The 13,672-nt window shown below is 42.1% G+C and carries 12 protein-coding genes; 9 read left to right on the plus strand and 3 right to left on the minus strand.

Annotated elements, in window-relative coordinates:
- Positions 1 to 97 precede the first annotated feature (97 nt).
- Positions 98 to 2,158, minus strand: coding sequence for an ATP-dependent zinc metalloprotease FtsH (gene ftsH, locus B5Y40_RS05525; protein WP_079685683.1), 2,061 nt, complete (start codon positions 2,156 to 2,158; stop codon positions 98 to 100).
- A gap of 66 nt (positions 2,159 to 2,224) precedes the next feature.
- Positions 2,225 to 2,599 carry a ribosome silencing factor gene (gene rsfS, locus B5Y40_RS05530; RefSeq protein WP_079685684.1) on the minus strand — a complete coding sequence of 125 codons (375 nt, stop codon included), beginning with the start codon at positions 2,597 to 2,599 and terminating at the stop codon, positions 2,225 to 2,227.
- A gap of 79 nt (positions 2,600 to 2,678) precedes the next feature.
- Here rsfS and B5Y40_RS05535 point away from each other — a divergent pair, with 79 nt between their 5' ends.
- From B5Y40_RS05535 to B5Y40_RS05570, 8 genes are all read left to right on the plus strand, one after another.
- Entirely contained in the window at positions 2,679 to 3,410 is a 732-nt protein-coding gene (locus B5Y40_RS05535) for a biotin--[acetyl-CoA-carboxylase] ligase (RefSeq protein ID WP_245840478.1), read from the plus strand.
- Positions 3,411 to 3,443: 33 nt separating this feature from the next.
- The gene (locus B5Y40_RS05540) at positions 3,444 to 4,634 is read left to right on the plus strand and encodes a THUMP domain-containing class I SAM-dependent RNA methyltransferase (protein WP_079685686.1); all 1,191 of its coding nucleotides are present in this window, start codon (positions 3,444 to 3,446) and stop codon (positions 4,632 to 4,634) included.
- Positions 4,635 to 4,721: 87 nt separating this feature from the next.
- Complete coding sequence (locus tag B5Y40_RS05545; protein WP_079685687.1) at positions 4,722 to 5,357, plus strand: ABC transporter ATP-binding protein; 636 nt, start codon at positions 4,722 to 4,724, stop codon at positions 5,355 to 5,357.
- 53 nt (positions 5,358 to 5,410) lie between these two features.
- Positions 5,411 to 6,667 carry an ABC transporter permease gene (locus tag B5Y40_RS05550; RefSeq protein WP_079685688.1) on the plus strand — a complete coding sequence of 419 codons (1,257 nt, stop codon included), beginning with the start codon at positions 5,411 to 5,413 and terminating at the stop codon, positions 6,665 to 6,667.
- 92 nt (positions 6,668 to 6,759) lie between these two features.
- Positions 6,760 to 7,203: a hypothetical protein gene (locus B5Y40_RS05555; protein WP_079685689.1), complete on the plus strand. Its 444-nt coding sequence runs from the start codon at positions 6,760 to 6,762 to the stop codon at positions 7,201 to 7,203.
- A gap of 37 nt (positions 7,204 to 7,240) precedes the next feature.
- Positions 7,241 to 7,885, plus strand: coding sequence for an alpha/beta hydrolase family protein (locus B5Y40_RS05560; RefSeq protein WP_221408872.1), 645 nt, complete (start codon positions 7,241 to 7,243; stop codon positions 7,883 to 7,885).
- A gap of 84 nt (positions 7,886 to 7,969) precedes the next feature.
- Complete coding sequence (locus tag B5Y40_RS05565; protein WP_079685690.1) at positions 7,970 to 8,407, plus strand: hypothetical protein; 438 nt, start codon at positions 7,970 to 7,972, stop codon at positions 8,405 to 8,407.
- 116 nt (positions 8,408 to 8,523) lie between these two features.
- Positions 8,524 to 9,735 (plus strand): GTP-binding protein, encoded by a 1,212-nt coding sequence (locus B5Y40_RS05570; protein ID WP_079685691.1) that lies wholly within the window; start codon positions 8,524 to 8,526, stop codon positions 9,733 to 9,735.
- Here B5Y40_RS05570 and B5Y40_RS05575 read toward each other — a convergent pair whose 3' ends face one another.
- A complete protein-coding gene (locus B5Y40_RS05575; protein WP_079685692.1) occupies positions 9,736 to 11,943 on the minus strand; it encodes a patatin-like phospholipase family protein in 2,208 nt (735 codons plus the stop codon).
- Between the two features lie 174 nt (positions 11,944 to 12,117).
- Between B5Y40_RS05575 and B5Y40_RS05580 the strand changes: the two genes are divergently transcribed.
- A complete protein-coding gene (locus B5Y40_RS05580) occupies positions 12,118 to 13,662 on the plus strand; it encodes a flexirubin biosynthesis tyrosine ammonia-lyase FlxA (RefSeq protein ID WP_079685693.1) in 1,545 nt (514 codons plus the stop codon).
- Positions 13,663 to 13,672: the final 10 nt, after the last annotated feature.

The following is a 13,672-nucleotide window of genomic DNA, read 5'->3' on the forward strand; positions in this document are numbered from 1 at the left end:
TCGATTCTATATTTTGCCTGTGGTTGAATATAGGTAAAAAAAAGACTCAGGTAGTTTATACCTGAGTCCAAAAATAAGGAAAGAATTCCTTTATGTTCTATTGATTGCTAGCAAGCTCGTCTGGCTTATCGCCTTCCAATGTTGGCGTTGGATCAACTCCGGGTTGCTCGCCTTCCTGTTGTTTCTTCTCGTACTTGCCCTGTCCGTTGGTGAATTGCTGATACGTAGTAAGCTTTTCAAAAGGACGCTTTCCAATTAATCTCTCAAGATCTGCCTGGAATAAAATTTCTTTCTCCAGCAATTCCTGTGCGATAACATCGAGGTATTCACGATGCTTCATCAGCAATGATTTTGTGCGTTCATACGCATCATCAATAATGCGCTTCACTTCACGATCTATCTTTTCTGATGTTGCTTCTGAATATGATTTCTGGAATGAATAATCGTTGGCTTTAGAGTCGTAGAACGACATGTTACCAATCTCTTTGTTCATACCATAGATGGTTACTATACTATACGCCATCTTGGTAATGCGTTCCAGATCGCTTAGGGCACCCGTTGAAATCTTGCCGAAGACTATATCTTCTGCCGCACGTCCACCAAAGGCCATGCACATTTCATCCAGCATTTGCTCAGTCTGATACAGGAACTGCTCTTTTGGTAAATATTGTGCGTAACCCAACGCGGCAACACCACGCGGTACGATACTCACTTTCACCAATGGATCTGCATGTTCCAGGAACCAGCCTGCTACTGCATGACCAGCTTCGTGGAAGGCAACGATTTTCTTTTCTTCAGGAGATATGATTTTATTTTTCTTTTCAAGTCCACCGATCACGCGATCAATAGCATCTTGAAAGTCGATCATCTCCACTGCTTTCTTATCTCTACGTGCTGCGATGAGTGCAGCTTCGTTACATACGTTGGCAATTTCTGCTCCGGCAAATCCGGGAGTCTGTGCCGAAAGTTTTTTAGCGTCTACACTTGTATCAAGCTTGATAGGCTTCAAGTGTACTTTGAAGATTGCTTCACGCCCTACGATATCTGGTTTATCTATACTGATCTGACGATCGAAACGACCTGGACGAAGCAACGCTGAGTCTAATACATCCGGACGGTTCGTTGCTGCAAGAATGATTACACCTGAATCCGTAGCGAAACCATCCATTTCCACAAGCAATGAGTTCAGCGTATTCTCACGTTCATCATTCGCTCCAGGTAATTGTCCACGACCACGTGAACGACCAATTGCATCAATCTCATCGATGAATACTATACATGGAGCTTTTTCTTTTGCTTGTTTGAAAAGATCGCGAACACGTGCAGCACCAACACCCACGAACATTTCAACGAAGTCTGATCCTGATAAAGAAAAGAAAGGAACACCTGCTTCACCGGCAACCGCTTTTGCAAGCAATGTTTTACCAGTACCGGGAGGGCCAACAAGCAAAGCACCTTTTGGAATTTTACCACCAAGCTTTGTGAACTTGCCAGGAGTCTTTAAGAAATCTACGATCTCTTTTACTTCTTCTTTTGCTTCATCCAATCCGGCTACATTGTCGAATGTGATCTTTACTTTATTCTCGGCATCAAACAATGCAGCTTTAGACTTCCCTATATTAAAGATCTGTCCGCCAGGGCCACCGCCTCCGGTCATTCTGCGCATCAGCATCCAGAATCCAAACAGCAAGAGGAATAAAAGTCCCCACTGAAAAAGTTGACTTACATAGTCACCACGATCTTCAGTATCATATTCAGGACGCTGACTTGACGATACTTGTTTGTCGATGAATGTGCGAAACTCCTGATCGAAATTTCCAGCGTCAACAACTTTTAAAATATAATGAGGACCGGAGTTTCCTGAACTTAGCGGACCGTTGCTTATATCTTGTTTATACTTTGCATTCTGCAATGCTGCAGAAGTCAACGTTACTTCAACAAATTTCTGATTTTGAACCAGCACTACCTTGCGCACATCGCCATTCTTAACCATCTCTTTAAAGTCATCATAGCGGAGAGGTTTGAGACTGTTGGCAGAGTTAAAATACATCACACCAAAAATCACAGCTATCGTTGCAATTATTACCCAAATCTGGTAGTTGCCTTTCGGCGGTTTGGTTGGTAACAGCGGTTTATTATTTTCTTTCTTGTCAGCCATTTCTAATTATTCTTATTCAATCAATTTAAAAATATCAAAACATTAACGAGTTAAAAAGCTTTTAGTTCAATCGCCATCAATTTCAGTGATGTCAGCATCTCCCCACAAGCGTTCTAAAGCATAGAACTCTCTGCGATCTTTTCGAAACACATGCGCTACTACGTCTGTATAGTCGAGGAGCATCCACTCTTTATTGTTTTTTCCTTCTACATGCCATGGATTTTCTTTGAGCGCTTTGAAAACTTCAGCATCAATAGAATCTGCGATAGCATCGAGTTGCCTGTCCGAATTACCAGAGCAAACAATGAAGAAGTCAGCCACAGCATTTTTTACCTTTCGAAGATCCATGATAACGATGTCCGATGCTTTTTTCTCTTGCATGCCCTTCACAATCACTTCACTTAGCTTTTCTGAATTGGCTCCCTTCCGTTTCTTTGCCATTAAACTATATTCGTTTTTAGATTAAACCATCAAAATTAATCAAAATACCTTGTATAAAATCCCTGCCAGTACCCTTTTCATGGGAAGCAACTTAGTTTTTATGCCGGAATGTCATTCAACTAACACACTTGCCCTGCAACTATGCCAGCAATCTTCAACTCCGGAAGGTACTTTGGTAATTACCAATAATCAAACTGCTGGCCGCGGCCAACGTGGAAATGCATGGGAAGCGGAGCCCGGGAAAAATCTGACACTCTCATTGATTTTGAAACCTGTGTTTCTAAATCTGAAGGATCAATTCTTTTTGAACATGATTATTTCACTAGGTGTTTACGATTACTTTATAACGAAAAAAATTACCGATATACATATCAAGTGGCCAAATGATGTGATGGCCGGCAACAAAAAACTCTGTGGCATCTTAATCGAAAATCAGATACAAGGGTCTCAATTCGTACATTCTGTAGCAGGCATGGGCATCAATATCAATCAGCAACATTTTGGTGTAGGCACAGCTACTTCGTTGCACATGATAACAGGAATTCAATATACACTGCAGGATGAACTGGAACTTCTCTTACAAAAAATCGAAGCTCGTTACCTGCGACTTCGCCAGAACGCGCTCGATAAAATAAAAAATGATTATCTGGCCGTTCTATACTGGAAAGGAAAAAATCATCTCTTTAGTTCAAACGGACAAAATTTTTCTGGAACTATTGTGGGGATTGATGATACGGGCAGGCTTAAGGTGCAACGGGAAGATAATGCTGTGCAAGTTTTCGACCTGAAGGAAATCAGTTATGTGCAATAATGAAGGTGAAAATTATTCCAGCATCTTTGCACCATGAATATTTTTTCTGATCGCAGTCGTATCATCATTACGTGCAACAAACGGTTAACACCTTATCTTGAGCTCGAGGTAACAGACCTTGGCTTTACACTTACCCGAACATTTCAAACAGGAGTCGAGCTTGAAGGTACGGTAGCCGATTGTATCCGCCTGAACCTTAATCTGCGTTGTGCCAGCCAGGTACACTATTCACTCAAAGAATTTCACGCAGAGCATCCTGAGGCATTATACGATGTGCTGGTAAGAATGCCCTGGGAAAATATACTGTCCAACGATAAGTATATATCTGTTACCTGTACAGTGGATCAGCTTACCGTGAATAACGAGATGTTTGTAAACGTTAAGGTGAAGGACGCTATTGTTGATCGTCTGCGAAGAGAAACCAGCGTTCGCCCTGACTCTGGCCCTGATATGACCGGTGTTGTGATTCACGTATACTGGAAAGAAGACAGGGGTGAAGTATTCATTGATACTTCCGGTGAAACGTTGGCCAAGCACGGCTATAGAAAGATTCCCGGAAAAGCCCCCATGCTGGAAGCGCTTGCATCAGCAACGATCATGGCTAGCAAGTGGGATCGCCAGTCACCGTTTATCAACCCGATGTGTGGTTCAGGAACCATGGCGATTGAAGCTGCGCTCTTCGCTACCAACAGAAGGCCTGGTTTATATCGCAGCAATTATTCTTTCATGCACTTAAAGAATTATGACGAGCAGGTATACCAGACGGAATTACGCATGCTCCATGATCAGATTAAAGAAGTGCCCGATTTGTTGATTGAGGCAACCGACATCAGTGATGATGCTATTAATATCTCAAAGATCAATGCAGGTATAGCAGGCGTTGAAAAGTATATTCAGTTTGCTCAATGCGATTTTGCCTTAACGGAAGTTCCGGAAGGCAAAAGTGGCGTGGTATACTTTAACCCCGAGTATGGCGAGCGATTAGGGGAGATTGATGAGTTGGAGATAACCTATGCCCGCATCGGTGATTTTCTGAAACAGAAATGCAAAGGATATACCGGCTATATCTTTACCGGCAATCTGGATCTTGCTAAAAAGATTGGCTTAAAGGCTCGAAGAAGAATAGAATTCTACAATGCCAAACTTGACTGCCGCCTGCTGGAATATGAATTATACGCAGGTAGTAAAGAGAGCGACAGAAAGGAAAAGGAAAGAAAAGAATAACGATTCCGTAAAACATAACCTTCCGTTAATCACAGGAAGGTTTTTTTATTTCATCATCACATATATATTGAAACGCAATCCACAGGTATGATTTCAATTCACGATCTTTCATTTCAATATAGCGCAGGCAATAGCATCCGGTTTCCCGATTTCACGGTAACAAAGGGAGAACATTGTTTGCTGTTGGGAGAATCCGGCAGTGGTAAAACTACACTGCTTCATTTACTCGGAGGTTTACTGCGTAATTACGCAGGCTCGGTTAAAGTGGATAATACAGAGTTAGCGCAGTTATCAGAAACATCACTCGATCGTTTCAGAGGTCAGCATATCGGTTTTGTTTTTCAACGCAACCACCTCGTGTCAGCCTTATCTGTTGAAAAGAATTTGATGCTCGCTCCTTATCTCGCAGGCTTGAAAATAAACACCGAACGTATCACGGAAGTGCTATCCGGATTAGGACTCGCAGAGAAACGCAAAAGCAGCGTAACGCAGTTAAGCCACGGCCAGGCGCAACGTGTCGCGATTGCGCGTGCCGTATTAAATAAACCTTCCATCATTTTTGCAGATGAACCAACGTCTGCGTTGGACGACAAGAATTGTGATCGCGTCATTCACATGTTGATGGATGTAGCGGCACAGAATCAGTCAACGTTGCTGGTTGCCACGCATGATCAACGGCTCAAAGATAAAATTTCGAAACAGGTAAAATTATCGTCTTCATAAGTATATACCCCTTGCAGTTTGTATATACTATATCACGACTAATATAATATCACATGTCTATCTTCACACTCGTCTGGAATTACCTCAAAGCACGACCTCTCAATACGGCTATCAATATTCTGTTGCTTTCATTGGGTATAGCGGTTATCACAATATTGTTACTCTTTAATAAGCAGCTCGAACAAAAGATCACTGAAAATGCACGTGGTATAGATCTCGTGGTAGGAGCAAAAGGAAGCCCGCTGCAACTTATACTCTGTAATATATTTCATGTAGATTTCCCTACCGGGAATATCAAACTCAACGAAGCAGAACGATTCGCGAAACACAGACTTGTAAAGCGCGCTATTCCCCTGGCATTGGGCGATAGTTATCAGTCGTATAGAATTGTTGGTACATCTCAACAATACGCTGAACTATATAAAGCAGAGTTACAGGAAGGCAACTGGTGGAAAAATACATTGGACGTTACTATAGGTGCGAACGTAGCGACTATAGCGCAGCTTAAGATCGGTGATAAATTTGCCAGTGCTCACGGGCTTGCCGAAGGCGGCCATACACACAACGAACATCAATATCATGTAGTAGGTGTAATGAAAAGAACCAATACTGTATTGGACAATTTGATTCTTACCAACGTGGAAAGTGTATGGGAAATGCACGAAGAGCATGACTCAGAAGAGGCGCATGAAGATCATGCCGAGCTTCGCGATTCAAGTTTTATACCTTCACCTTTGGTGCCATCGATCGCCAAAGGAGACTCTGTAAAAGAGATTACCTCCATGTTGATTCAATACCGTTCTCCCATGGGGGCTATACAATTACCACGCCTGGTGAATTCACAAAGCAGCCTGCAGGCAGCATCTCCCGCATTCGAAACGGCACGGTTGTTTTCGATTATGGGTGTAGGTGTAGATATACTGATGGCCTTTGCATACGTGCTCATATTTATTTCGGGGTTAAGTATATTTATTGCCTTGTATAACTCTTTAAAAGAGAGACGCTATGATCTGGCCATTATGCGTTCGATGGGAGCATCGCGCACAAAACTGTTTGTTTCTATTTTACTCGAAGGAGGAATATTAACCTTGCTGGGCAGTGTTATCGGCTTGCTGATGGGACACGGAGTATTGGTGCTGCTCTCAGCATTGGTGGAGGAAACACAAAAAGCGGGCATTGATGGATTTGTTTTCTATCCGGAAGAGTGGATAATTTTGGTCGGAAGTTTGTTATTAGGGTTGTTATGCGCTGTTATTCCAGCAATACAGGCGTATCGTACCGATATATCGAAGGTGCTGGCAGGAAATTAATGGTGTTGACGACAGTGGGCTGGGTAGCCAGAGAAAATTAAGATATAGGTATATAGTTTGTAAAGTAAGCATCAGGAAAATTAAAGATTAATATGCGTAAACTTAGTTTGATAGGAGCATTGTTACTGTGCGCAGGAAGTATACTGGCGCAGGGGAAAACGGATATGTGGGAGAGTTTTGCCAAAACGAAATTCGAACCCAAGTACTACGAGAAATTAGGAGAGTATCTTTTCTATCCTACATTTCCTGCAGACATCAAGGCGTTGGAAGGTAAAGAGATTACCGTGCAGGGATTTTACGTTCCTTTTGCTCCGGAGGATGGTAACTATATAATTATCTCCAAGTATCCCATGAGTCAGTGCTTCTTTTGTGGAGGTGGTGGTCCGGAATCTATTGCCGAAGTGAACTTTGCGAAAGAGCCGCGTAAATTTCAGGTAGATGATCTGATCACGGTGAAAGGAAAGTTAAAGCTTAATGCCGACAATCTTGACCATGTGAATTTCATTTTAACAGATGCCGTGCTGGTTAGCAAATAGGGTATAAACATCTGCACCTTTCACGGTGCAATCATATATGAAGGAAGTAAAGATTTTTATATCCGATAGTATAGGCGAGGTATCTGCCAGTATACTAGAGCCACCTGCTATGGTGGCGATGATGACGCTTGCTCATGGAGCCGGTGCGGGTATGAATCATTCTTTTATGGTGCGCTTGGCCGAAACATTGGGCGATCTTTCTATCGGTACGATACGGTTTAATCTTCCATACATGGAACAGGGAAAGAAAAGACCGGATACCCCAGCCGTTGCGCACAAGGCTATAGAGCGTGTTATTGAATATACCCTAGAGCATTATCCAGGCATACCATTGTTTGTAAGCGGTAAATCTTTTGGTGGACGCATGACGTCTCAACTGCTCTCCAAGAAAACATTTGATAAAGTTAAGGCGATCATCTTCTATGGCTTTCCACTTCATCCCGCAGGAGCGCCAGCCATCGAACGCGCTGAACACCTTCAGCACATTCCTATACCCATGCTGTTTCTTCAGGGCACACGCGATGCTTTAAGTGAATTGAATTTAATCACGAAAGTGTGCGCAACATTACCCAAAGCAAAGCTTGTCTCTTTTGAAGGTGCTGATCATTCATTCAAAGTAAAAAAGAACGAACTGATACAAGAGCTGGCGGAAGCCACTCAAGTATTCATACAAAGTATATAGTCTCACAAGAATCAGAAAATTTATTATTTGCAACTATGTTGCATTTATTGTTTGTGTAATTATATTTGCATCGTTGTTGCATTTATGAGGTATGTACTGATTCTATTTTTGTTCACGGATTTATTTTCCGCACGCACTTATTTAAGCGAGGATGGATGGGAGATATTGGCGAAAGTAAAATTCACGGAGAAGTTTCATAAAGAAGAGAATGAATATTACCTCTATCCGTTTTTCGATAGTAAGATTCGTGCATATGAAGGTAAAGACTTCACGCTGAAAGGACATTATCTGCCAATGGATCTTGACAATAGTAGTACAATCATCCTTTCCAAATTTCCATACTCGATGTGTTTTTTCTGTGGAGGTGCCAGCCCTGCGTCTGTAGCAGAAGTATATTTTAAGACAAAGCCGCCCAAGTTCAAAGCCGATCAGATCATCACTATAAAAGGCATTTTGAAACTTAACGATCGTGATATCGAGCACATGAATTTTATTTTGAAAGACGCAGAGCTCATAAAGTAAATATGTGTTTTGTTTGTTGACACAAAGTATATAGGTCCACGCGTACATAGCGAGTAATGGTTTGCCAGACTATAAACAAATCTGCGTAAGCCTGTATATATTCTATACTATATTTTATGAAGGATATTTTTAAATCAAGGAAGAAGCTTCCGGTAACAGTATTGTCTGGCTTTTTGGGAGCCGGTAAGACTACATTGCTAAACCATGTATTAAACAATCGGCAGGGATTAAAAGTGGCTGTTATTGTAAATGACATGAGTGAAGTAAACATCGATGCCCGTTTGGTTACAAACGAAGTCCAACTATCGCGCACAGAGGAAAAACTGGTTGAATTGAGCAATGGGTGTATATGTTGCACGCTGCGTGACGACCTTATTCTTGAAGTGCAAAAATTGGTGAAGCAAAATAAATTTGATTACCTGCTCATTGAAAGCACAGGTATATCAGAACCTATACCTGTAGCTCAGACCTTTAGCTTCGATACGGGCGATACACTATATGATCTTTCATTCATCACACAACTTGATACCATGGTGACGGTAGTGGACGCACTTAATTTCTTTAAAGATTTTGGGAGTTCAGAGACACTGTTGAAACGTAATCTCACCGATGATGTAGAAGATCAAAGAAGCATTGTAAACCTCCTTACCGATCAGATTGAATTTGCCGATGTTATTGTGCTAAACAAGACTGACCGGATTGCAGCAAACGAACTGAAACTGCTTGAAGGCATTTTACATAAACTAAATCCAGGCGCCAGTATTATTAAATCGTCATTTGGAAAAATAGATCCACGTGCTATTCTCAATACTGGTGCATTCAATTATGAAAAGGCGTCACAAGCAGCAGGCTGGATTAAAGAATTAAACAATGAGCATACTCCTGAGACTGAAGAATATGGTATAGCTTCCTTTGTATTCCGGGCACACCGCCCTTTTCATCCGGAGCGACTGTGGAAGTACATACAAATAGACTTTCCGGGAAATATAGTGCGAAGTAAAGGTATATTCTGGCTTGCATCGCGACCTGACTATGCGCTGATCTGGAGCCAAGCTGGAGGATCGTCACAAGCAGAAGTATATGGTAAGTGGTGGGCATCAATACCGGAAGTGGAGCGTGTAAAGAATCCATCGTTCATACAAGACCGCGCGAGCATTATGAAGAAATGGAGTGCCGAATGGAGTGATCGTCTGAATGAACTGGTTATTATAGGAACACAATTAGATGAAGAATTGGTGCGGAATGAACTTCAGGCATGTCTGCTCACAGACGATGAAGTAGAGAACTTTCATGCCGGGAGTATATTTCCGGATCCGTGGCCGCTATAATCAGAAGTGAAATCCGATGTTTACATAGCCCGACAGCTTTGTAGACTGATCATTATACATGATCGATAGACTGATCGGTCCTATACCCGAGTCATATCCGATCGATAGTCCGTAGCCTGATAAATATTTTGTTGGCTGATCGTCATTATCCATGAAATTATACACGGCTCCATTGATGCGCGCGGTAGCATATAGGCTTTTCGATATCTGGTATTGAAATCCTGTCATGAATACAGCAACGCTATGCGAGGTTAGTTGATATTCATTGAGACCTGTGAAAGGAACCTGGTTCCGGACGAAATCATTGATTCCCCCTATATTAAAAAAGTTAAGGTATGCTGCACGCGGATTGAAGTTGATCGCTGTATTAAATTGTGTGAGCAATGTCAACCGCGGATTGATTGGTTTGAAGTTCTCCGCTTTAAAATGAAGCTGAAAATAATTTTTTAAGTTGGTTGAATCAGATTGTGAAATTGAATCTGAATTTAGAATGACGCTACGCGGTTCTTGTGCATATACCCAGCCTAACTGTCCTTTTATATTCCAGCCACGCGTAGTAAAGTTAGCCTTATTTAAAGTGTGATATTGATAGTATATATAGTTTGTCAGGTAACTGTTGCTGGCTTCAGCTTCAACATCTGCGCGGATCTTTGGTTTTACTTTGAAATACTCCAACGATGCTCCTATACCTATAGCTTTACTAAAGCCGAAAGTATGCTGGAGTTTCGCATCGAAATCAGCATAGCGGCTGCGGTATGATTGGGTCAGTTCAAAATCGGTATAGATCGGAAATCGGAAACGTTCATGATACATGGAGAGAATAAGGTTATTATTCTCGGCTACGCCAAACGTCTGGTTGTGTTCAACGAGAAGGCGAAAGTTCTCGCTGATATTTACTTTCAGTGTAGTCTTCGAACGATCGAATAAAAAGTTTTTAGAAGAGGCTGCAGCAATGAGCGCTACGTTGCTGAAGGTGTGATAGTGAATGCCAAACTTGAAATAGGTAAGCGGTTGTTCGATCACATTGAATTTAAGATTTGCTTTCCCGGCTGTTGTCGGTTGCCATTCATAGGCGATACGCCTATAGTTCTGTGAACCATATACTCTGCGGATGGCATCGGCTACTTCAATGCCGTCATACGCCTTACCTTTTTCAAGATGTAGCCTGTTAATGAAGGAAGTTTTGGTAGTATGGTGAAGACCATCGATGTTCATGCCATCCAGTGTAATCTTCTTGATCGCGGGGAGACGTTTGGACATCGCTTTATATTTGGGATATACGCGCTTTAGTGAATCCGCGAGCCGCTTAAAGGTGGGGTATAGTTTGTCGCCTGCATCTTTACCACGTTGAATGATACTATCGGCACTACTGAAACTGGCCGCAGTAAAATCATTGAGATCCGGCTCGATCAGTATATCACAAAGTTTTCGTTCACGATCAAAGTTATCAGCATCTTTATAAAAACCGATCTGGTATAAAATGTCAATTGCACTGTTGAGGTCTTTCGCAGGTCTTAACCCTTGCGACAGGTTAACACCGATGATGATATCAGCGCCCATCGCTTTCACATCGCTCACCGGAAAATTCCGAACAACTCCTCCGTCTACCAGCTTGGTATCTTTGTAATCTATAGCAGTAAAAACAGAAGGTATAGCCATACTCGACCTGATAGCAGTAACGAGTTCTCCCTGGTCCAGCAATACAGCTTTACCTGTCCCTACATCCGTAGCAACGCACTTGAATGGAATCGGAAATTTTGAAAAGTCTTTAACATCGTAAATTGGCAAGAGCAATTCCTGAAACTTCAACCAGATTTCTTGTCCTTCAATGATACCCGATGCGATCTTAAATTTTCGATTCTCGAATGGAACTTCAACTGCATAGTTGCCGAAGTCTTTCTTCTCATCAATGTTTACATTACTGATGGATGGCTTGCCTGAGAAAAGTATTCCCCAATCGAGGTCTCTGACAATTTTCTCAATTTCCTTTCCGGAGTAACCAGCGGCATACAACGCACCGATGATGCTGCCCATACTTGTACCGGTGAGGTAATCGATCTTCAGACCTGCACTGTCAATTGCTTCCAGAACACCAATATGAGCCAGGCCCTTAGCGCCTCCGCCACTTAAGGTCAATCCGATTTTTGGTTGTGCTGATAAGGTGCTGGCAATGATAAAAAAGATAACTGTAATCCAGTATTTTTGCATGCGGCTTCAAAATAGTATTAATCATTTATTGAAGCACTATCTGTTTAAGCTTGTCTCGATAAAATGACAATTTTTAGTGGACAGATAGAACAAAAATTAACCTTCAGTAATACACCGATGTGATTATTACTTTCTCTTTGTTATTTTGCGCGACTTTTGCCTAAATCAAGTTTTATGATCACTGTTGGGAACAGAAAATTGTCTGTTGACGATTTCGAAAAATTACTTTACCAGGACAGTAAAGTTGTATTGGATAATACTGCCCGCGAAAAAGTAAAAGTTAACTTTGACTTCTTGCAAGCGTATGCGCAGAACAAAGTTATCTACGGTATAAATACCGGCTTTGGACCTATGGCGCAATATAAAATAAGCGAGGAAGATCAGCGGCAGCTACAATTTAATCTTATACGCAGTCATAGTGCTGGTTCAGGCCAGCCATTTTCAGAAGAACTTTCCCGTGCTACCATGCTTGCCCGACTGAACAGTCTCATGCAAGGTGTGTCTGGTGTGCACGTTGATGCTGCAGATCTTATTCGTGATCTGCTCAATAATAAAATCAGTGCTTGTATTTTTGAGCGTGGTGGCGTTGGTGCCAGTGGTGACCTGGTGCAGCTCGCTCATCTCGCGTTGAATCTTATTGGCGAAGGAGAAGTTTTTTCGGAAGGAAAACTTCGTCCGGTAAAGGAAGTGTTTGCCGAAAAACAGATCAAGCCGCTGGATATATACTTGCGTGAAGGACTTGGACTGATGAACGGTACATCTGCGATGACGGGTGTTGGTATGGTAAACCTCATTCAGGCGAAACGCTTGTTGTCCTGTGCTACGATTTTATCGGCCATCACAAATGAGTTGATGAAATCTTTCGATGATCACTTCTCGGAAGAACTTAACCATGTGAAACTTCATCCAGGACAGACGAAGATCGCAGCCGGTATACGTAAGGTTTTAGCAGATAGTAAACTTATTCGCAAACGTCCGGAGCATTTATACCATCGTAAGATTGTGGAAGCTGTCTTTACGGATAAAGTACAGGAGTACTACTCACTCCGTTGTGTTCCTCAGATTCTCGGGCCGGTATACGATACGTTGGCGGAAGTACAACGCGTACTCGAAGATGAAGTGAACTCTGCGAATGATAACCCGGTGATCGATCACGAACGCGAAATGGTATATCACGGTGGTAACTTCCACGGTGACTATGTATCACTTGCAATGGACAAGCTGAAGATCGTGATCACGAAACTCACGATGCTATCAGAGCGCCAGTTGAATTATTTGCTGAACGATAAGCTCAATCAAAAGCTTCCTCCATTTATAAACCTGGGCACACTGGGATTAAACTTTGGCTTGCAGGGAATGCAGTTTATGGCCACATCTACCACTGCGGAAAACCAGACGTTGTCGTTCCCGATGTATCTTCATAGTATATCGAACAACAATGATAATCAGGACATTGTAAGCATGGGCTGCAATTCCGCGTTCTTGGCGAAAAAGGTAATTGATAATAGTTTTGACGTACTCACCATTCAGCTTTTCGCTGTCGTGCAGGCGATCGATTATTTGAAATGCCAAACACGTTTGTCTTCGTTTACAACAAAAGTATATGAAGAATTCCGCGCGCTAGTAGGGCCTGTGCTGGAAGATAAACCTCGGTATAACGATATTCAGACAATACGTAAATACCTGGTGAACCTGGGATCAACATTCCCATTGAACTAATAAAAATCTC

It is taken from the genome of Ohtaekwangia koreensis (assembly GCF_900167975.1).
Lineage (GTDB): Bacteria > Bacteroidota > Bacteroidia > Cytophagales > Cyclobacteriaceae > Ohtaekwangia > Ohtaekwangia koreensis.